Source organism: Collinsella sp. BM28, assembly GCF_054551995.1.
On record NZ_JBTOLJ010000001.1, the window covers coordinates 1,732,547 to 1,753,719 of the forward strand.

Sequence of the window (21,173 nt, forward strand, 5' to 3'; positions counted from 1 at the left end):
CCCATCCCTCACCTTCCGCGAAAGTTACCTTTCGCGGAGGATTTGCGGATGAATCGCCCCTAAAGTGACGCGAGAGTTAACTCTCGCGGAAGGACTGGGGCCAAAACGACTCGAAAGCGCCGCGAGAGTGCACTTTCGCGTCTTGTGCCGAGCAATACGCGGCGGCACGAGACCCATGCGCGCCGGCACGAGGACCCAACCTCGTGCCCACATCGTAGAGGGCGCGGGCAGGCGGTGCCAGATACACGAGGGCAACGCCTCGAAATCGACGAGCCAAAGCCCTTAGCAGCAAACCAACCTCTAGCGGTGGTCCACTTTGCGAGCAATGGCGTTGCAGACGGACTGGATGAGCTGGACGAGGACAACGAGCAGGACGACCGTGACGATCATGGCCTCATCCTCATAGCGGTAGTAACCGTAACGGATGGCAATGTCGCCCAGACCGCCCGCACCCACGGCACCGGCGATGGCGGTGTAGCCCAGTACGGCGATGAGCGTCACGGCGACGCCGCGCACGATGCTCGGCAGTGCCTCGGGCAGAAGCGCGGAGAACACGATACGCGGGACGGACGCGCCGCAGGCCTCAGCGGCCTCAACGGCGTCGCGGCTCACCTCGGCGAGCGACTGCTCGACCATGCGCGCCACGAACGGGGCGGTAGCGACCACCAGGGGCGGAATGACGCCCACTACGCCGGTGGAGGTGCCCACGAGTGCCTGCGTGGCGGGCATGAGGGCGATGAGCAAAATGATGAACGGCAGAGAGCGTCCGATGTTGACCACCCAGCCCAAAACCGCGTTGAGCGCGGGAACGGGGCGCAGACCGCCGGGGGCCGTGAGGTGCAAGATTACGCCGAGCACCGTGCCGATCACATAGGCAACCGCTGTGGATGCGAACACCATGACAAGCGTGTCGACGGTACCCTGAATGAGCAGCGGAGCGAACTCCGCGAGGAAATCGTTAAGCATCCCAATCCACCTTTCCAAGCAATACGCGCGTGGCCTCAGCCCGGGGCGCGGCGAAAACCTCCGCCACGCTCCCCTGCTCCACCACGCGGCCGTGCTCGAGCACCGCGACGTTGTTGCAGATCTTCTCGACCACGTCCATGGAGTGGGTGATGACCACCAGCGTCACGCCGGTCTCGCGATTGATATCGCGCAGCAGCTTGAGGATCGTGTTGGTGCTCTTGGGGTCGAGGGCGGAGGTAGCCTCGTCGCAGAGAATGACCTCGGGCTCGCAAGCGAGCGCGCGGGCAATGGCCACGCGCTGCTTCTGCCCGCCGGAGAGCTGGCTGGGATAGCTCTGCGCCTTCTCCGCAAGGCCAACGCGGTCGAGTAGCTCGAGAGCACGGGTGCGGTTTTCCTCCGTCACCTTGCCGGCGGCGGCGAGGAACGGGAAGCAGACGTTGTCCAGCACGGTCTTTTGCGCCAGCAGGCCAAAGTTCTGGAAGATCATCGCCACGCGACGGCGATACGCGCGAAGCTCCTCGCCAGAAAGCGCGGTGACGTCACGGCCATCGACCTCGATGACGCCCGTCGTGGGACGCTCCAGCAGGTTGATGGTGCGAACGAGCGTCGACTTGCCGGCACCGCTCATACCGATGATGCCGAAGATGTCGCCGTCGGCGATCTCGAGATTGATGTCAGAGAGCGCCTCGGCGCCCCCGTCATACGTTTTGTACACATGCTTGATGCTGATCACGAGGAAAACTCCGCTTGAAGATGGAATGGGACCTGTGGCCATCTCCCGCCGGAGACAACCTAGTGGAGGCGCCCGGTCTCTATCAGCACGCGGAAATCGCGCGGCATGACAAAGTGCCCGGGCGAGGGCATCTCCATGACCATCATCATGTTCGCGCTATGTCCAACAAACGTAATCATGGGGATGAGAGTAACAGGGTACCTTATATCGGGCAAGCTGGGAAACTACCATGTAACAAAAGGGACCCCGAAGGGCCCCTTTAATCGAAAGCAACGCATCTGCCCGAGTCCGCCCCTTACCTCGAAACGGCGAGGGCGCGGGCCCCATGAGACGCGGCCGTCCCTACTCGGCGTCCTCGGCGTGACGGCGACGGCTCGCCTCGTACTCCTCGCGCGTGACAACGTCCTCAATGCGCAGGTTGATGCCCGCGACCTCAAGGCCGGTCATGGCAGTGAGGCGCTCGGTCACGCGCTCCTTGACGTCCTCGAAGATGGCGGGGGCATAGCACCCGTACTCGATGATGACGGAGATGTTGACCACCACGCGGTTGTCGTCGGTCACCTCGATGGTAACGCCCTTGGAAAGGTTCTCCGCGCCGAAGGTCTCCTGGACGAGGTGCATGAGGTTGCCCTTCATGCCCAACACATGCGGGACCTCGCGCGTGGCCATGGCGACGATCTTCTCAATCACACCGTTGGAGTAGGTGAGAGAGTCCTCGGAGTCGTCGTCTTCTTCAGACTCGGCAAGGACCTCACCGATCTCGACGTCCTCGATGGCGTCAGTCGCCTCAGCCGCGTCGTCGGACGACGCCCGTTCGACCGTCTCCACCGCGTCAGCGTCCTTGTTATCCAAAAACTCTTTACTGTCTGCCATGATTCGCTCCTATCCGCAAATCCCAAACTCACACGAACCGACCGTGCGCCTATTTACGCCCATCGAGCACGCGGCGAATAAAGTTGACCGCCGCATTGTCGCCATCGACCATTTGGCCAATGACCGTACCCACAAACACGAACACCGCGATGACGATCGTGTCCCACAGGCCAATCACCAAGATGAGCACCGCCAGCACAAAGCCGATGATGCCGTACAGCGTGGCATGCGGATGAGCATTGGCATACGCCCATGCCGTACGACCGAGCCCTTCAAACAAGCCGATGGTCGCGCGTTGGAAATCACGACGAGAGGTATGCGCACCGCCTTGCGCGCCATCCCCACCCATGTGCGAGGAGCCCTTCTGAGCAGAGGCCTCGGCCGCATCTCGATCCGAAGGACCGGGGGTATCACCTGTCCCCCGCTCCCCAACGCCCTCAACATGGACCTCGAGTTGCTCGACTATCGCTTTTGGCACCTTGGGCGCATGGGAATTATCGCTCACCGGAGACCTCCTTCGTCACGGTCACGGTTTTACTCGGGAGAAAACGTACGTGCACACGCGCACCGGCCACTCCGAGCATCTTGTGACAGGCGTCTTGGACACGTTGCTGCACACGATGCGCAAGGCCCTCCGCATTGTGCTGCGTGAGCGCAATCGCCTCGATGCGAATGTCCACAGCGGATTTATCGCGGCCCACAACACGTGCGCGAACATCTTCGACCATCACATCGCGCTCCGCGGCAGCAGATCGCGCAATGGAAGCCAAAGCCTCAGTCGAAACCTCGATATCCGCGTTGCCCGCCAACCGCATGCACGTGGGCTCAGGGCGATCAACGAGCAGGTACATCAGGACGGCGATTAGATTCAGGGCGACAATGACCAGGCAGATGGCCATAGTCACGCGGCCGGACCCCGATGCGAGCATCGAGGCGAACCGCTCCGTATAGGGACCAAAGAGGGAGCCCGCGCATGCGCCGACCACCAATACACCGGCGATGAGATACAAAACCAGCCCGATTCTGCGTATTCGCCGCATGGCTCCTCCTCTCTCTTACACATCGCGGGCACCACGGCGCCCGCACACATTTCACCTTTTGTACCCCGATAGCCCGTAAAGCATCATGGCACGCTTCTCGATTATACGGCGAACACGCCGCTCTAGGGAAAAGCCGGGCCCGCCACATAGCGAACCCGGCTCAAACAAGCGACGACTTGCACGTCACGATGCGGCGCCTCGGGAACCCCGAACCTACTCCTCCTCGAGGGCAGCGATGACCTCGTCGGTCATATCCATGGTGGAGTAGACGTCCTGAACGTCGTCAAGCTCCTCGAGGCGGTCAATGAGACGCTGGACCTTCTTGGCATCAGTGCCAGAGACGGACGTCGGGGTGGTGGGAACCATGGTGAGCTCGGCACCCTTGACCTCGATGCCCTGGGACTCAATGCCCTTCGAGACGGCCATGAGGTCACCGGCGGCGGTCCACACAACCCACTCCTCGCCGGCATCCTCGTAATCGTCGCCACCGGCCTCGGCAACGGCCATCATGAACTCCTCCTCATCGCCAGCAGCGCCGTTGGCCATGAGGTTCTCCTTCTTATCGTTGGGGTCGACGATCTGCTTGGCAACGACGACCTGGCCCTTGCGCTCGAACTGGAACGACACGGAGCCGGAAGTGCCCAGGTTGCCACCCGCGTGGGAGAACGCGGAGCGAACATCGGCGGCGGTGCGATTGCGGTTATCGGTCAGGCACTCGACATACACGGCGACGCCCGCGGGACCGTAGCCCTCGTACACGATGTTCTCGTACACGGCGGCGTCGGCACCGGAACCGAAGGCCTTGTCGATAGCGGCCTTGATCTTGTCCTTGGGCATGGACTGAGCCTTTGCCTTGGCGACGGCAGCGGCAAGGGAGGCGTTGTTGTCCGGGTTGGGATCGTTGCCCAGACGGGCCGCGACGGTGATGTTACGGCTCAACTTGGAGAACAGGGCGGAACGCTTGGCGTCCTGCGCACCCTTGCGGTGCTTGGTTGTGGCCCATTTAGAGTGTCCGGACATGTGATGCTCCTTCTATTTACCCGCTCTCGACACATGACTACGCGCCTCAAGCCCATATAAACACACGCTCAGCATGATATACCGATTGCGGAGCATGCGAAAGGGGTTTACCACGAGCTTCACACGCGTGCCAAAGGGGGCACGCCCCCAAGGGCACGTTGGCACGCCCGCCGGCGCGTCACAACTCGTCCGCGTCCACGGCCTCGATTCCGAGCAGTTCGGCAGCAAGCATATCGTCTTCCAAAGCGGTCACGCTCCTGAGCTTGCGCTCAATTACGTTCGTGCGCGTGTTGATGATTCCGTCCACCGTCTTCCCGGCAGTCTCGATCTGCTTGAGCGCGCGGCGCAACTCCGCTTGATACTTGGGGAACTCCGCCTTGACGGCGCTTAGCACCTTTTGGATCTCGTCGGCGCGGCGTTGGAACGCGAACGTCTGATAGCTCAATTGCAGGCTATTGAGGATCACCGCCATGGTCGAGGGCCCTGCCACGTTCACCTGGTAGTCGCGCTGTAGGCACTCGATAAGCCCCGGCCGGTCGACAACCTCGGCATACAGGCCTTCGAACGGCAGGAACATGATGCCGAAGTTCGTCGTCTCGGGAACGCTCAGATATTTGGCGGAAATGTCCTTCGCCTCAAGCTTGATGACCTGCTCGAGCGTACGACGGGCGGCGGCGATTCCCTCGGCATCGCCCGCATCCATCGCATCGCGCAGGTGCTCGTAGGTGTCGCCGGGGAACTTTGAGTCGATGGGCAGCCAAATCGGCTCGCCCTCCTCAACCGGTAGTTTGACGGCGAACTCGACGCGATCTGCACTGCCCGGTTTGGTGGCGACATTCTCGGCATATTGGTCGGGCGCGAGAATCTCGGACAGAATCGCCGCCAACTGAACCTCTCCCAGCATGCCGCGCGTCTTGACGTTGGAGAGCACCCGTTTGAGGTCGCCCACGCCCGTCGCGATAGACTGCATGTCCCCCAATCCGCGGTACACCGCCTCGAGTTGATCGCTCACCTGTTTAAAAGAGGCGCCCAGGCGGTCATTGAGGGTCGTGGCGAGCTTCTCGTCCACCGTGACACGGATGGCCTCGAGCTTGCGCTCGTTATCACTGCGCATCGCACCGAGCTGCGCATCAACCGTCTCGCGCGTCTTTTCCAAATACTGAGTTGTCTCGCGGCGAACATCGTCCACCCTAACACCCATCTGATCGAACGCGCGCGATTGCGCCTCGAAATGTTGCTGCTCGATTATCGACAGGCTCGACAACCCATCAAGCGCGGCATTCACGGCAGCGGAAACTTGAGACAGAGCGCTGCCTGCGGCGGTAAGGGTCTCATGCATCTGCTCTCGCTCGGCAATCGAGCGCTCTCTTTCTTCCCGATGCTCCATGTGTGCGCGGCGCAGGCGGACGCACGCGACGGTCGACCAGGCAGCAAGCACTGCCGCCATGACCGATGCGACCATCGTTATAAGCTCGATTCCCATTCCCTCAACCCCTTATCCGCTTTCGAATAACCTCATCTTAGCAGTCGCCATTCGTATCGCACCAAAGCCAAGGCGAACCCCCGCACTACGCGATCGAGCAGATCCTATCAAATAAGGCAGCGAGAGCGTCCATGAGTTCCTCGGGAGTTGCACCATCCAAAATGCACGTCAACGCATATGAAGCGACGAAGACCGCAGCAACGAGAACGGGTACCGCCAAAGCCAACAACACCGCCCGCAAGACCCCCAAAAGTGCCCCGCGACGCATCCTCTTGACGTCGTATGCCCTCTCGGCAGCGTATGCCTCCGCAGCCGCAAGGCGTTGCACGCCCTCGCCCCCGGAAGCTGCGCGCTCGAACTCTCCAACGTCTACCTGCGGGAAGCGTTCCTTTCGCGCGGCGCGCCGTCCCTTTGTGCGCGGGGCGTTTCCTCCACCGGATGCGGATGCCGGCACCTGCGTGCACGGCGCGTGTTTAAGAAAAAGGTCCATGCAAAAGCCCTCCTTATGGAGGCATGCATGGAACCGACTTCTCCAGAATTGCACTAAAAAGTTCCCGCGTCAAGCCCGGATCGAGTTGAGGCTTGACGCGGGATGGTCACATGCGCCAAACGCGCATCTCCCGTTGTGGCCTGCCCTACCGGTCTTCGCGGCGCGACCTCAAACGGCTGAAGGCGGCTGCCGCCATGGACGCGACGCCCGCAGCGGACGCCATCACGCCATGAGCCGACGCGTCGCCCGTTCCGGGAAGGGTTTCGGGCTTACTGCCGAGGGAATTCTGAGGTGTCTCGTCGCCACTCTCATCCTTGGCGCCGTCATTATCGTCCTGGTTCCCGTCTTCATCGGGAGTCTCCTGGCCGCCGGAGCCATCGTTGCCGCCGTCGCCCTGGCTGTCGCCGTTGTTCCCGGCGTCTCCGTTATCGTTACCGTCACCTTGGTCGCCACCCTGGTTGTCGCCGTTGTTGCCGCCGGTATCGCCGCCGCCATTGCCGCCGTTGCCGTCGCCGCCATCGGGGTCAACGACATCGGGCACGATCTCAACGGGTGCTCCCTCGCCGGAAGTCACCGCACCTAAACCGGGCACACCCGTCACGCGCACGAAGGCATAATACGTCTCGCCGGGCGTCAAGCCGCTGAACACCGGATCGCTCGTCCAGGTGTTGAGGGGATTTCCCTGCACCTGCGGTCCCTCAGTAGCGTCGGCGACCGTCACCGCGTCAGGCGCTTGGTTCGTATCGCACAGGGCGTACTCCACGCGGGCTCCCAAGCCCTCTGCGCCCTCAACGCGGGCGTTCAGGCGAACCGAATCCTGCCCGAGCTTCTCAACATCTACGGAAACGCTGACGTCCGCCGGGGAGACCTCGATCATCACCGGAATGCTGAGCGTGCGCGCGGTAGCCTCGGTTCCCACAGCCCGATAGGCAACCTTGGCAGCCGCCCGGTGCGACCCCACCGCAAGCCCGGCTTTCGGCACCACCTGCCAGGATGCGTCCGTGCCGCCGGCGGGGATCGTAGTCGAGCCGGAACCGCGCAGCTCAAACGCGTCGGAATCGAGCGTCACGCCCTCGATCTGCACATCGACCTTGCTTGTGTTCTTCAACTCGAGAGCGATGGGGACGGGAGTCGCCTCACCCTCGCGCATCGAATCAAAGACCACCTCATCGGCTTCCAAGCCGGGCTCGTGGGCCTCCCACACATCGATGAGCGTCGCGCTGAAGTAGATGTCGTTCAGGTGCAACTTGACGTAGCGAGCCATCACTGGACCGTCGCTCAGCGTCAAACGGGTGCTCAGCGTGCTCTCCTGCCACCCGGGCACCTTCGTGCCACCCTTACCAAAGCGCTCGACTTCCTTAAAGGCCGAGGCATCCACCGGAACCCCGGCAGCAAGGCCCGTATCGGGCGCAACCGACACCGTCACCGCCATGCGATCCCACCGGGGAACGCCATTGGTGCCCAGGTTCTTGGGACGCCAGTAATCGACATCCGTGACGGCACGCTCATGTCCAAGGTCGAGCACGATCCAGGCATCGCTTGTCTTCTCGCGGCTCGTGATCCAGAACTCGTTGCCCGGTCCGTAGTAGCCATCGATCACGCGCTGGGCCATCGCCGCGCCATCGCGAGAGGAAGAATAGGAGTTGACCACCATCTCCTCATACGGAACGAAATTTGCATCGCGGTCGCCCGCGGTGAACGTGAACACGGCCGGGTTGGAGGCAGTGGTGGTTCCCCGCGCGGGCACGCGCAGCTCGACCGTGCGATTCCCCTTGTACGTCCGCTCAACATCCAGCGGCTCCCACGAACCGCCGTCCACGCGCATCTCGAGTCCATTGGGAACCTTGCCGTCAAAGAAATAGATGCGGTTCGCGCGGTCGTTCGCCTCGCACTTGAGCGAGGGAGCCTGACCCGCCACGATATCGATGCAGTTGATGACGCTCGCGCCGATGAGCTGGATCTGGATATCCGTCTCGGCGTTGATGGAGGCGATCTGATCGGCGGTTAAGACGACCTCGACCTGACCATCCGTCTGGTCGGACCATGTCTTGCCGCCGTCGAGGCTGAACCTCCACGGCACGCCTCCGCCGCGAAGGTGCTCACCCAGCGCGATCACACCCGCCTGATCGCCATCGAACGAGAAGGTCGCCACCACACCATCGGCCTCGCCCATGAGCATCTTGGCCACGCGCGCACAGGCATCGTGATTGACCGTCTGGCTCTTGTCGACCTTGGACGCGCGCTGGAGCGCATCGAGCCTGATGGCCTCCAAGGCGGCGAACTGCGAGCCGTCGGTGCGCTTGTTGATGTTTTTGATGAGGTCATGCATGGGCAGCGGGTAGAACTTGAGCTGCTCGGCGATCTCCTTGGCCAGTGCCTCCCATTCAGCGGCGGCGGCATCGCGCGCGCCGAGGAGCTCGATCTTTGCCCAAAGTGCATCGAAGTTGATGGGCTGCGCCCCGCGGGCGGCATCAATCGCCTGCTCGCGAACGGTGGAACCCTCATCGAGGCTCGCGGCGATCAGGCGCGTCTCGTAACTGCGGACGTACCCCACCCAATCGGAGAGGGCCTCCGTGGCATAGAGCGTGTACATACCTGCGAACTCGCCCGTAATGCCGCGCCCCCACCCGTTGAGCCAGTGGGCTGCAGACGGGCTCTTGCTCTTGCCCCATCCCGATACGTCGTTTTGGATGCGATACGTCGGCACCATCGTGCCGTTCGCATCGGCGCGCAGCTCATAGGTGAGCGTGGCGGCGTGGCCGGGCTGGCCCACCACGAACGAGGGCACGCCGACCATACCGTTGAGGTTGGCGAAGGTCTTGGCGAGGGCTCCGCACACGCCACCCTTCTCAAACACCATCCAGAGACGGTGGTACTTGGTCTTATCCTGTGTGGCACCCGGAACGGAAGAAACGTCGCCGCAACCGATGTGATAGAGGTCGTTCGCCTCGGCATTCGGGAAGTGCGCGTCCGTGTAGGAAAGCTGGTACTTCTCCTTCCAGCCGCCCTGCCAGACTTTGAGGGGCTTGCCGGGCGCACCGTTGGAGGACTTCATCTCCTCAACAGGGCCGTTGAACTCGGCATCGTTGTAAAAACGCACGTTGCTGTACCCGCCGTTGCTCGCATAACCACCGTCATACCAGATGTAGGAGTACGCGTTCAGGCGACTATCCTCAGTTTTGTCGTCAGTGGCGGAGAACTTGGCGAGCGAGTAATTCGCCAACCAGGGCAGCTCCGCATCGGTGATCTGGTTTTCGAAGACCAGGCGCATGCTCTCGACCGGCAACGCGTCGAACAGGTCCTTCTTAAAGCGATAGCGCTCATCGGAGCGGAATGTCTTGATGGTGTAGTAGCGCACGAGCGGGTCGGACACAAACCCCGGATCGCCCGTCCACAGGCGCGCACGACCAGAGACATCGAGGGATGCCGCAACCATCATGCGCAGGTACACATCCGCATCGGCACCCGGTGCCGTAAGGTCGGCGGCGTTCGTCTTGCGCAGGCGCATGAAGATGCCGAGCGACTTGATGTAGTCGGCGTGGGTCGCTACGTTGTTCTTGGCGTTGGTCCACACCTCGCCGCCCGTGACGTAATAGCGCAGCGCCGCGAGGTCACCCATGAACCAATCGAGGAACTCGCTTGCATCGGTTGAAGAGGCCCGTAATTCGCTCAGCTGCTCATATCCGGCACGACGCACCAGCTCTCGCTGAAGAATCAGGCGCTCCGAGGCCTCGTCGAGCGTTCCGGCAGCAGCACGGGCGACAAGGTCCTGTTTTTCGACAAGCGAGCGAATCTGCGCATCGTACGATTCGAGCGTTTGAATGGCACCACCCTGGGGAGCCGCATGGGCAATTGAGGGGACAGCGATACCAGCGGTTGAAACCGTTGCGGTCGCGATCATCGCAGCCATGAGCACCGTCTTGGTGGAGCGGCCAACGGGGTTGAGTGCGGCTCGGACACGTGAGTCAACAAGACCCATGTCCTCGTAGCGAGCGGGGTTGGTCACAATGGGCTCCCTATGAGATGTAGTACGTTTGAAGTGCCAGTCCATCGTACCGAATAATCACGCTTGAGGGAATGCCCCTTGAGCCGACACATTTCTTAAGCAAAAGATAAGGCGGTGCGCCGAAGATCTCCTCTCCGGCGCACCGCCAAACCACGCGTATATGCGCTGCGGTCTAGTAGTTAACGACCTGCTCCTCGAAGTAGGACTGCGGATGAGCGCAGACGGGGCACATCTCGGGGGCGGTGGGGCCCACGTGCAGGTGACCGCAGTTGAGGCACTTCCACACCTTCACGCCCTCGCGGGTGAAGACCTCGCCCTTCTCAACGCGCTCGGCAAGCTTGTTGTAGCGCTCCTCGTGAGCCTTCTCGACGGCACCGACACCGCGGAACTTGGCGGCGATAGCGGTGAAGCCCTCCTCGTCGGCGGTCTTGGCAAACTCGTCGTACATGGTCGTCCACTCGTAATTCTCACCGGCAGCAGCATCGCGCAGGTTATCGAGGGTGCCGGGGACTTCGCCTCCATGCAGCTCCTTGAACCAGAGCTTGGCATGCTCGGACTCATTCAGAGCGGTCTCCATGAAGATGTTGGAGATCTGAACGAAGCCGTCCTTCTTGGCCCTGGAAGCGTAGTAGCGGTACTTGGTGTGGGCCTGAGACTCGCCCGCAAAAGCGGCCTCGAGGTTCTTCTTGGTCTGGGAATTCTCGAAATCCATGAATACCTCCTAGGTGGCGTAGGAATCGAAAGGCGCCGTCGATGCGCCACATCGAGCGGAACCCCAACGGGACCGCCTGCAAAGACGCCCGTAAATCTCTTGTACCCCACTCGCGCCCGCTCTTGCAAAAGCTCGCTCGATCGCCCTAGACGATCACCCACGCCCCTTCACACTCCCGGCAAAATCCCTCGCGGGCGAGATCGGTCAATATGGATTCGACGAGCTCCCCCTCAACGGGCGGACGTCCGGCAGTGCGCTCGACGTCGTTGAGGGCGGCATGCAGCGAAGCGGTGCTCGCCCGCTCGCCACGCGCCTGGGCATCCAACAACTGGCGCACGATTTCCGCCCGCTTCTGACGGCGTGAGCCTTCAAATCGCGATTGGCGCGTATATGCCTTGGCACGACGCGAGGGGTTGGGAACGGTCTTCTTGAGATACGCACCATAGTCGAGCATGGCATAGTACCAGGTGCGCGGCGTGTCATCGGGATCCTGGGGCATAGCGAAGGGGTCCGCGGACCTCGCGTCGGCAGCCATCAAGGCGCCCGGTTTCTGGCCAGCGAAGCAATCCGCTTCCGCCCCGCACGATGCGGGAGCTGCGGGACATGTCGCCTCCGCCAGCGGCACAAGTTCCCTATCGGGCACGCCCGGCACATCGGGGAACAGGTGGTGTAGAAGAACGGTGCGCACATTCGTCTCCAGGTAGACCCCTGGCAAGTCAAACGCAAAGGATCGGATGCCCTGCGCAGTCGCCGGGCCGATCCCCGGCAAGGCGATGAGCTCCTTCGTACCCGCGGGAAACACCCCATCGTACCCGCGAACGATCTCCTCAGCAGCCGCCTTGAGCGCCAGAGCGCGACGATTGTACCCCATACCCTGCCAAGCCGCGAGAACCTCAGCAGTACCGGCCTCTGCCAGCGCGAAGACGCTCGGGAACGCATCGAGCCATTCCGCCCACCGCGTCTCCACGCGGGCGACCTGCGTCTGCTGAAGCATGACCTCCGAAAGCCAGATCTTATACGGGTCGCGCGTGCGACGCCACGGAAGGTCTCGATACAAACGAACCCCTTCCGTGCGAACCAGCGTGCGGAAGGGGTCCATGTTCATCTTGAGCTCCTTAGAGGATCATGCGGCTACACGCACGAGCACCCCCTGGAGCACCCGGCGTACTCGGGAAAACGCGAGCGATCGGCGAACTTGGGGTCGACCGCGGGATGCTGCCGTCGATTGACGACGTCATCGAGCGTAACGGAGTCCAGATAATTGCGAAGCAGCTCCTGGGCTCCTATCCACAGGGGATGATAGCAGCATTCATCCATGCGAGGGCATATCCCGTCCTCCGCCGTGCAATCGTTCATGACGAGCGGGCCCTGGACCGCCTCGACGATCTGACGAATCGTCACATCTTTGGGGTCGACTTTAAGCCGCATGCCGCCGCGGACACCGCGCAGGCTCTCGATAATCCCCGCCTGCACCAGACCGTGCTGAATGGAGCGGGCAAAAGAATACGGCACATCCACCGTCTCGGCGGCCGTACGCACGGACAGAAGGCTATCCTCGCCTTCCGCCAACATGGAAAGCATGCGCAGGGCATAGTCGGTCTTGCGGGAGATGTCCATCTCTTCTCCTTGCGAGTAAACGAAATCTATTCGAGACGTTATGCGTGGTTGGCAAATAAACTCGTGGTCGAGCATAGTGCGCCATTCGGCACCGATACTGACATTGTACTAATATAGCGTGTTTGATGCATTTGGAGAAAGGTCTGTACTGCCCCTCCTCGCGCAGATTCATCGCTTCACAACTCTACCACAAACGCAAAAAGCCCCGTCTTGCGACGAGGCTTTGATTGCGATGGCGGGAAGTACGGGGCTCGAACCCGCGACCTCCGACGTGACAGGCCGGCGCTCTAACCAAACTGAGCTAACTCCCCAGGCGGCAATTCGCGTGTGCTCCTTGCTGCGGGGATTAGTATACACAGACTTCAACTTCACACGCAAGAACTTTTTTCAAAAAAAGTTATAAGTCGATGATCTCGGCAGATAGCACGCGGCCGTCCTCGACCATAAGCCGTGCGATGGAGGCCTCCCGTCTGCCACGCGGCAGCGATGCCGACCCGGGATTGATCACCAGACACCCATGCACCCGGTCGATGCGCGGCCGATGCGTATGACCGCACACCGCAACGTTCGAGCTCGCCAACGGCAGGTCCTCGGCGTAGTGCGCCACCGAAAACCGAACCCCCTCGTACGTGAACTCGTTCACACGCGGCACATCGGGGCCGTAGTTGTAGTAACCATCGTTGTTGCCCAAAACCGCGCGCAGAACGGGAACGCTCACCTCGAGCTCCGCGTAGTTGCTCTCGGATGTGATATCGCCGGCGTGGATAAGCAAGTCGCATCCCTCGATGGCGCGCAGCAGCTCCGGAGCGAGGTAGCCATGGGTATCGGAGATGATGTCGACACGCCGCTCCATTACAGGTTCAACGCCTTCTTGAGCGGCACCACGCGCCGGCGGCTCACCGGAATGCGCTCGTCAACGCCGTTCACGCCGAGCTGGATGGCGCCCGAGGGCACCGTCTCGACGTCCTCGACATTGGCGAGGTTGACGATGTAGCGACGATGGACGCGGAAGAATCCGAACTCCCCGAGCTTGGACTCGAACTGTGCGAGCGATGTCGTGGACAGATAACGGTCGTCTTCGGTGAAAATGCAGGAGTAGTCGTCCTTCGCCATGATGAAACGGATCTGGTCGACCGGAATGAGCACCTTGCGGCCGCCCTTTTCCACCGGGATGCGCTCGATATTGGTGGGCTTGGCGGAAGTGGGCTCCGCAGTGGCGACGGGCTTGGCACGGGCAATGACCTTCTCGATCGCACGATCGAGGCGGGCCTCCTCCACGGGCTTCATGAGATAGTCGACGGCATCCACATCGAACGCCTCGACGGCATGATCGCTGTACGCGGTCACGAACACGATCGCCGGCGGGTTCTTGAGCTTGTAGAGCGCCTCGGCAAACTGGAGTCCCGAAGCCCCGGGCATGGAGATGTCAAGGAAGACCACATCGACACGCGCCTCCATGAGCATCTCAATGGCGGAGCGGACGCTCGACGCCTCGATAATGGAGCCGATCTTGCCCGTCTGCTCGAGCAAGAACCGCAGCTCGGAACGAGCGGGTGCCTCATCGTCAACGATCATCGCACGTAGCATACCTATCGATAACCTTTCATACTGTGAGTGAGACCCGGCGAGAAGCGCCGTCCGTACGGTCCGCTCCTATTCTACCCTTCGTCATACATACTACCCTCAAGATCGAGGTGAAGGGAAATCGTGGTGCCCTCCCCCGGAGTCGACTCCACGCTTGTACGCGATTTGGGACCGTAGAAACGCTTGATGCGCTCGGAGATGTTGTGCATGGCCACGCCGGCTCCACCGCCCTGTGGTGCATTGGGGTCCGGCGCCGACAAGGATCGGTCGAACAAGCGCATGGCCGTCTGCTCGTCCATGCCCACACCGTCGTCGGACACGAGAATCGACACGGCACTCTCCCCCGCCCGCTCGACCGCGATGCGGATCGTAAGGGGACCCTCGTCCGGCATGGCATGGCGCACGGCGTTCTCGACCAGCGGCTGGATCACGAATGCGGGGATGAGGACATCCTCGGCGTCCTCGTCCACATCGACTTCGACCAAAACGCGGTCCTCGCCAAATCGCGCCTTCTCAAACTTGAGATACCGCAGCGTTTGAGCGATTTCGCGTTTGACCGCAATCAGCTGACCGGAGTTCTCGAGAGTTGCGCGGTAGAACTGGGAGAACTCGCGGAGCAACTCGCGTGCCCGTAACGGCTCGGTGCGCGTGAGCGACGCGATGGTGTTGAGCGTGTTGAACAGGAAGTGCGGGTTAATCTGGGCTTGGAGGGCGCGAACCTCCGCGCGCGCGGTGAGCTCTGCCTGGCGCTCAAGCTCAGATACGGTAAGCTGCGTGGAGAGCAGCTCGGCAAAGCCAGAGGCGAGGGCGTACTGCGTGCGATTGACGTGCCGTGGCGAACGGTAATAGAACTTGAGGGCTCCCACGGCACGTCCGCGGATCTTGAGCGGTGCGATGATACCCGCGGGGATGCTGCGCCTGCTCCCGCGCTCGCCGCGGACGTCCATGTCGCTCGTGAACGACTGCACGATGCCGTGCTCGATGACATAGCGCGTCGTGGGCGTGTGAATCGGGGAGCCCGCAGGGAAGTCATCGGCGAGCTCGCCCACGCACGCAAGCACCTTCTCTCGGTCAGTGACCGCGATGGTCATGGCGCGCGTCTCGGGTAACAGACGGCAGCATATCTCCTCGGCGCTCTCGCGCGTAAGACCGCCCGTAATGTCCTCGAGCATGCCCGAAGCAACGGCGAGCGTTTGCTCCGTGTACTGCGAGCGCAGGGTATCGGGGCTAAAGAACACATAGATGAACGCAAGCGTAAAGCACACGAGCAGGACGAGCGCGGCAACGGTGGTGACCGTCTCCACACCGTTGAGGATTGCATAACCAAAGAACCCGACCATGCTGAACACCACGAGGGCGGCGAGCAGCCTGAGCGCCTCGTTCGCGTCGAGCATTCCCGCTCGATAGCTGCCCTGGGTCATTCCCTCAAAGCTCTGTGGGCACCGGGAGCCCTCGTGCTCCGACGATGTATTCTCGGTCATCAACGCTCCAAAAGGGCAACCAGGCGCTCGTCACCCGCGAGCCCGCCCATAATACTCGGCCAAAAACTGACGAATCTGAGGTAATCGGTCTCATGGGCAGCCGCGTATTCGCGCGCATCCTCAATCCCACGGCGATAGATGTGCCAATAGCCCCGGTGCTCGCAGGTGAAAATAGAACGGATGAGCGCGGTTTTGCGCACGCGTTCATCTAGACCTCCCGAAATCCACGGACCGGGATACGGCATGAGCGAGGCGGCGGTCACCGAGTTGATATCGGGACGGCGCGAGGCGCTCGCGAGCTTGGCGCGCTCGTAATACCAGCGATAAACGTTTTGCATGAAGCGCGGGGATTCTTCCACCTGGCTCGGCGGCAAGTGCTTGACCACCCAAGCATTGTCGAACCACACATCCATTCCCAGCAAGCGCATGTTGAACAGATAGTCCAAATCCTCGCCGCGCGTGATATAGGGATCGAACGCCACGCGTTTGAACGCACGCGCGTGGATGGCAAAGCAACCGCCGCAGACGTAGTTGGAGCGCGAGATGCGCGTCCCCGCAAGGGCGCGCTCCATCCAGCGGTTGAACTCGATACGCTTGGTCCACCACCGATAGGTGATTCCGTTTTTCTTGCCGGTGTCGGCCAGGGGAGAGCCAGCCTTGTTGTAAAAATAGCCGCTCTTGGCCAGGATGGGCAGACGCTGACGCGTCTCGTGCCCCAACCCGCACAGGGCCTTGTCCATAAAGTCGGGCGCCAGAACCACTTCGTCGTCGTCCAAGAACACCACCACGTCGTGGCCGAGAATGGCCGCGCAGGCAAGACCCATGTTGCGTATGGCACCGTACCCTCGCAGCGAGACAGTCTCTCCGCGCACATTGGGGGCTATCCGGCTCACTCGATCCATGATGAACGATGCCTCGCGATTGGTGACGAGGGTCACGTCGACCGTAGGGTGCTCATCGATGATGTCCCGTACGCGATGCGCGATGCGCTCGGTCTCCTGCTGAGGACATACCAGCAGCACGATGACGCGCGGAAGACGACGGACCTGCTCGAGAGAAGCCAAGCAGCGATCAAGTTCGGGGCGGGAGGCCGACAGGTCCGACGAATGGTCGTACGCCCCCGGCGACTTGAGCTCGGCGGGTCCGCCTGCCCAGTAACTCGGAATGACGATTGTCGGATTCATGCAGCCCCCTCCCCGGAAACTCACGGGAGGACATCTGCGCACCGCGCAGTTGGTGAGGGAACGCGACGCCTCTTCCGCATCTTTTACCTAGTTGTACCCACCTGAGCAAGTTCGCGCTTGATGAACGGTGTTTTTGCCAGAGAGCGCGAGAGCGGGTACCCCAACACGTACATGATAACCGCTTCGCCCAAGCCGGTGGTCACCAACCCGAAGGCATACATGAACGGATAGGCGCCATCAAGCGAGATGGACGTGAACGGAATAGTATAGAAGCCGATTCCCTGCAGGAGCAACGGCAGGTACGCGGGGACTATCAGCGCATTCGCGAGCACGGGGCCGGCAAGCGCAATGAGCGGGCGCTCACGCATTTTCCAGGTGAACAGCGCACCGGCGAACGTGGCAAGCGAGCCGAACACCACATCGAGCATGCCGAGCATGCCAGTCCCCGAGAGCGCGATGTTGGCGACGTTGGCGATGATGCAGCCCAGGGTGAGCCCGGGAACCGCCGCGGGGGTAAAAAGCGCCAACACGCACAGCGCCTCACTCACGCGGAACTGCACGGGACCCCATGCGAGGCTCCCCAAGAACATCATGGTGATCAGCGTGCACGCCGCATACGCAGCGGCGATCATCCCCACGCGCGCAATATAATGCGGATCGCGCGACCATCCCGCGCCCGCGACCTTTTCCCGTGCGGAGGCCGCCGTTTTAGAAACCTGTTGTTTTGTGCCCATGTTCTCCACCTTCTACAAAATCGGAGGGCTTTACTGACGCCAGCAAAACCCTCCGTAAGGTGGTATGTGTTCGCCCGGGCGGCCGGTGCGTGAGATGCGTGCCGCGGGATACAGGCCGGACGTCTTATGCGCGCGCCGCCTGCATTCGGGAGAGCTTTACTAGCATGACCAAGCCCACAACCAGCAAGATCCCGATGGAAAGCACTCCTAAAGAAGGATCATGCGTGAGCGAGGTCACGACAGATACTAGCAGAGTTCCCATAACAGAAGCGTACCGACCAAAGATATCAAAGAAGCCGTAATACTCGTTGGAACGCTCCTTGGGGATGATCTTTCCAAAATAGCTGCGCGAAAGCGCCTGGACGCCGCCTTGGAACATGCCGACCAAGATGGCGAGGATCCAAAATTCCACGGCCGTCTTGAGGAAGAACGCGGCGAACAGCACGATGCCCACGTAAGCGGCGACCGCGACGATGATCATCTGCAACGTGCCCACACGTCCGGCGAGCTTGCCGTAGATGATGGCGGATGGAAATGCCACGAACTGCGTGACGAGCAGCGCGAGCACGAGCTGGGTGGAATCGATGCCGAGCGCAGCTCCGTAACTGGTGGCCATGGAGATGACCGTATGAACGCCGTCGATGTAGAAGAAGAACGCGACCATGAAGACGAGCAGCACGCGATCGTGCGCAATACGGCGCATGGTGGTGAGCAGGCCCTTGAAGGTGAGGGCGATATTGTGTAGAACGCCCGCCGCGCCGCCCTCGCGCTCCTTGCCAAAACGCTGCTTATATGTACGCAGCAGCGGAATGGTGAAGGCAAGCCACCACGCACCCGTGATGAGGAACGTCAGACGCGTGCAGGTGAGGGTATCGAGGCCAAGGATGCTCGGCCCGCCAAAGATGAGGGCGATGCATAGGATAAACGGGACGGTGGAGCCCACATAGCCCCACGCATAGCCGGAACTCGAGACGGAGTCCATGCGCTCATCGGTGGTAACGTCGGTGAGCATGGCGTCGTAGAACGTCATGGATGAGTTGAGGCCGATGGTGCACAGCACGTACACCACCAGGAACACCGCCGCGCTCATGGGGATGGCCTGGGCGAGGCACAACACCAAACCCGTAAGGAAGAAGCCCGTGAAGAACTTGATCTTGTTGCCCGCGTAGTCGGCAAGGGAGCCGAGAATGGGCATAAGCAGCGCAACCACAAGCGAGGCGATGGTCTGCGCATTCGCCCAAGCAGTCACCAACTCGGCTGGATGCGCGCCCGTGTTGATGGCGTTGAAGTAGATGGGCACGACCGAGGTGTTCAGCAACACAAGGGCCGAATTGCCCACGTCATACATGACCCAGTTGCGCTCGAGCTTGGTGTATTTGAGTGCCATGGCGGTAACTCCCCGTTTCCCCCGCCACGATTGCGCGCGGGGTCTCAACACATAGATAAGTGCATGATACGGCAGCACACGTGTCGCTCAGGTCGGGATTCCGCCAAGTGCCGGTAAAGAGCTCGTAGCGGTCCAGACCAGCAAACTGGGTACGGCGACTACACATATCGGAATTTTGCAGGTTGGGACTGCGGTGGGAATCCTGGACCAAAGCGGGACAGGAGGAGAACCGCATGTACAGCCAGGGGCAGAGGAAGCGCGCGATAGAGACCTTCATCAAATTCGACCATAGCTACGCCGACACCGTCGCAGAGTTAGGATATCCGACGAGAGCCTGCCTGCGTAACTGGTGGAACGAGTACAAGAAAACCGGTGAGGTGCCCGAGAGCAAGTTCGCCACCGACCCGAGGTACACCGCAGAGATGAAGCAGCGCGCCGTCGAGCGCTACCTCGAGCATGGAAAGAGCCTGGTGAGGACGATGAGGGCGCTGGGATATCCCAAGAGCCGCGAGGTGCTCGGCGACTGGATCGACGAGATAGCGCCCGGGCAGCGCAAGTATAGGGGCCCGAACCCAAAGACGCCGCCGATTCCAATCGAGAAGAAGGTGCAGGTGGTGGCGGAGCTGGAGGCGAGGACTGGGCCCGCCGCGGTGATAGCCGAGCGTCACGGCGTGTCGAGGACCGCACCCTACTTCTGGCGCAGGGAGATGATGGGCGATAATGACGGGGGACCCGAGAAGAAGGGAGAACCCGTGAGCAAGGAGCTCGACGACCTGCCCGATGACATCGAGCAGCTTCGAGATATGCTGCGAGAGGCGAAGATGCAGCTCAGAAAGGTGCAGCTTGAGCTCGACGTACGCCAGGCGACCCTCGAGATAGTAAAAAAAGACCCGGGCGCCGACCCGGGCCGCCTGGCCAACGCGGAGAAGGCGGCGATGGTGACGGCGCTGAGGACCAAGTATAAGCTCTGCGAGCTGCTCCCCGTGGTGGGCATGGCCAAGAGCAGCTACGAGTACGCGAGGAACGTGCAGCTCAAAGGCGAGGCCGAGGAACACGCGGCCGCCAGGGAGGCGGTAATAGCGGCGTTCGAATCCAGCGGCGGCACCTACGGCTACAGGCGCATCGTCGCCGAGGTCAACGCCGGGTCTGGATCTGAGAGCCGAGTCGGCGAGTGGACCGTGCGTGCCATTATGGCCGAGGAGAACCTGGTCGCATGCGCCGCCAAGAAGAAGCGGCGCTACAGCTCCTACGAGGGCGAGGCGTCCGCAGCGCCTCCGAACCTACTGCTAGACGAGCGGGGAAAGCACCGCTTCCGCGCCGACAGCCCGAACGAGACATGGATAACGGACGTCACCGAGTTCCGCATCCCCGCCGGCAAGGCCTATCTCTCGCCAATCGTCGACTGTTTCGACGGGATGCCGCTGAGCTGGTCGATCTCCACGTCTCCCGATGCCGAGATGGCGAACTCCTCGCTGCTCGGAGCATGTGAGTGGCTCGACGAGGGCGACCACCCGGCCGTGCATTCGGATAGAGGCGGTCATTATCGCTGGCCAGGCTGGATAAAGATATGCGAAGAGAACGGCCTGGTCAGATCGATGTCGAGGAAGGGCTGCAGCCCCGACAACGCGAGGTGCGAGGGCTTCTTCGGAAGGCTCAAGGTGGAATTCTTTTACGGACGCGACTGGGATGGGGTTACGATCGAGGAGTTCATCACCATGCTCGACGCGTATCTGAGATGGTATCGTGACATCAGGATCAAGAGCGACCTGGATTACAAGAGCCCCATGCAGTACCGAAGGGATTTGGGGCTAGTCGCATAGGATGGATTTGGTCCAGGATTCCCACCGCAGTCCCGTTTTGACC

At 61.5% G+C, this 21,173-nt stretch carries 18 protein-coding genes and 1 tRNA gene; 1 reads left to right on the forward strand and 18 read right to left on the reverse strand.

Annotated features, from left to right (window positions below; genetic code table 11):
- Nucleotides 1-300: 300 nt before the first annotated feature.
- The 18 genes from ACX9NZ_RS07605 to ACX9NZ_RS07690 all read right to left on the reverse strand — a co-directional run bounded on the left by ACX9NZ_RS07605 (nucleotide 301) and on the right by ACX9NZ_RS07690 (nucleotide 19,310).
- Nucleotides 301-966 (reverse strand): methionine ABC transporter permease, encoded by a 666-nt coding sequence (locus tag ACX9NZ_RS07605; RefSeq protein WP_317440153.1) that lies wholly within the window; start codon nucleotides 964-966, stop codon nucleotides 301-303.
- Entirely contained in the window at nucleotides 959-1,699 is a 741-nt protein-coding gene (locus ACX9NZ_RS07610; protein ID WP_407496697.1) for a methionine ABC transporter ATP-binding protein, read from the reverse strand. The genes ACX9NZ_RS07605 and ACX9NZ_RS07610 overlap by 8 nt, the downstream gene beginning before the upstream one ends.
- Nucleotides 1,700-2,041: 342 nt before the next feature.
- The gene (locus tag ACX9NZ_RS07615; protein ID WP_118652389.1) at nucleotides 2,042-2,572 is read right to left on the reverse strand and encodes an Asp23/Gls24 family envelope stress response protein; all 531 of its coding nucleotides are present in this window, start codon (nucleotides 2,570-2,572) and stop codon (nucleotides 2,042-2,044) included.
- 49 nt (nucleotides 2,573-2,621) lie between these two features.
- The gene (locus ACX9NZ_RS07620) at nucleotides 2,622-3,077 is read right to left on the reverse strand and encodes a DUF2273 domain-containing protein (protein ID WP_233545994.1); all 456 of its coding nucleotides are present in this window, start codon (nucleotides 3,075-3,077) and stop codon (nucleotides 2,622-2,624) included.
- Nucleotides 3,067-3,612, reverse strand: coding sequence for an alkaline shock response membrane anchor protein AmaP (amaP, locus tag ACX9NZ_RS07625; RefSeq protein WP_118652387.1), 546 nt, complete (start codon nucleotides 3,610-3,612; stop codon nucleotides 3,067-3,069). Before amaP ends, ACX9NZ_RS07620 begins: the two co-directional genes overlap by 11 nt.
- Nucleotides 3,613-3,825: 213 nt before the next feature.
- A complete protein-coding gene (locus ACX9NZ_RS07630; protein ID WP_118652385.1) occupies nucleotides 3,826-4,632 on the reverse strand; it encodes a YebC/PmpR family DNA-binding transcriptional regulator in 807 nt (268 codons plus the stop codon).
- A 178-nt stretch (nucleotides 4,633-4,810) separates the two neighbouring features.
- Nucleotides 4,811-6,115 (reverse strand): DNA recombination protein RmuC, encoded by a 1,305-nt coding sequence (locus ACX9NZ_RS07635; RefSeq protein ID WP_302742375.1) that lies wholly within the window; start codon nucleotides 6,113-6,115, stop codon nucleotides 4,811-4,813.
- A gap of 635 nt (nucleotides 6,116-6,750) precedes the next feature.
- Complete coding sequence (locus ACX9NZ_RS07640; protein WP_304291669.1) at nucleotides 6,751-10,611, reverse strand: discoidin domain-containing protein; 3,861 nt, start codon at nucleotides 10,609-10,611, stop codon at nucleotides 6,751-6,753.
- 172 nt (nucleotides 10,612-10,783) lie between these two features.
- On the reverse strand, nucleotides 10,784-11,323 hold the full coding sequence (rbr, locus tag ACX9NZ_RS07645) for a rubrerythrin (RefSeq protein ID WP_118652379.1): 540 nt from the start codon (nucleotides 11,321-11,323) through the stop codon (nucleotides 10,784-10,786).
- A 145-nt stretch (nucleotides 11,324-11,468) separates the two neighbouring features.
- Nucleotides 11,469-12,428 (reverse strand): HhH-GPD family protein, encoded by a 960-nt coding sequence (locus ACX9NZ_RS07650; RefSeq protein ID WP_294159967.1) that lies wholly within the window; start codon nucleotides 12,426-12,428, stop codon nucleotides 11,469-11,471.
- Between the two features lie 26 nt (nucleotides 12,429-12,454).
- Complete coding sequence (locus ACX9NZ_RS07655; protein ID WP_118652375.1) at nucleotides 12,455-12,940, reverse strand: RrF2 family transcriptional regulator; 486 nt, start codon at nucleotides 12,938-12,940, stop codon at nucleotides 12,455-12,457.
- 233 nt (nucleotides 12,941-13,173) lie between these two features.
- Nucleotides 13,174-13,251, reverse strand: a tRNA-Asp gene (locus tag ACX9NZ_RS07660).
- An 86-nt stretch (nucleotides 13,252-13,337) separates the two neighbouring features.
- Nucleotides 13,338-13,793, reverse strand: a complete 456-nt coding sequence (locus tag ACX9NZ_RS07665; protein WP_118652373.1) for a YfcE family phosphodiesterase — start codon at nucleotides 13,791-13,793, stop codon at nucleotides 13,338-13,340.
- Nucleotides 13,793-14,527, reverse strand: a complete 735-nt coding sequence (locus ACX9NZ_RS07670; protein ID WP_407496702.1) for a LytR/AlgR family response regulator transcription factor — start codon at nucleotides 14,525-14,527, stop codon at nucleotides 13,793-13,795. The genes ACX9NZ_RS07665 and ACX9NZ_RS07670 overlap by 1 nt, the downstream gene beginning before the upstream one ends.
- A 71-nt stretch (nucleotides 14,528-14,598) precedes the next feature.
- A complete protein-coding gene (locus ACX9NZ_RS07675; RefSeq protein ID WP_407496708.1) occupies nucleotides 14,599-15,945 on the reverse strand; it encodes a histidine kinase in 1,347 nt (448 codons plus the stop codon).
- A gap of 59 nt (nucleotides 15,946-16,004) precedes the next feature.
- Entirely contained in the window at nucleotides 16,005-17,189 is a 1,185-nt protein-coding gene (locus ACX9NZ_RS07680) for a glycosyltransferase (RefSeq protein ID WP_407496704.1), read from the reverse strand.
- Between the two features lie 83 nt (nucleotides 17,190-17,272).
- The gene (locus ACX9NZ_RS07685; protein ID WP_407496706.1) at nucleotides 17,273-17,923 is read right to left on the reverse strand and encodes a QueT transporter family protein; all 651 of its coding nucleotides are present in this window, start codon (nucleotides 17,921-17,923) and stop codon (nucleotides 17,273-17,275) included.
- Nucleotides 17,924-18,047: 124 nt separating this feature from the next.
- Nucleotides 18,048-19,310 carry an MFS transporter gene (locus ACX9NZ_RS07690; protein WP_118652367.1) on the reverse strand — a complete coding sequence of 421 codons (1,263 nt, stop codon included), beginning with the start codon at nucleotides 19,308-19,310 and terminating at the stop codon, nucleotides 18,048-18,050.
- A gap of 479 nt (nucleotides 19,311-19,789) precedes the next feature.
- Between ACX9NZ_RS07690 and ACX9NZ_RS07695 the strand changes: the two genes are divergently transcribed.
- Nucleotides 19,790-21,130 (forward strand): IS3 family transposase, encoded by a 1,341-nt coding sequence (locus tag ACX9NZ_RS07695; protein ID WP_459389438.1) that lies wholly within the window; start codon nucleotides 19,790-19,792, stop codon nucleotides 21,128-21,130.
- The last annotated feature ends 43 nt before the right edge of the window (nucleotides 21,131-21,173 follow it).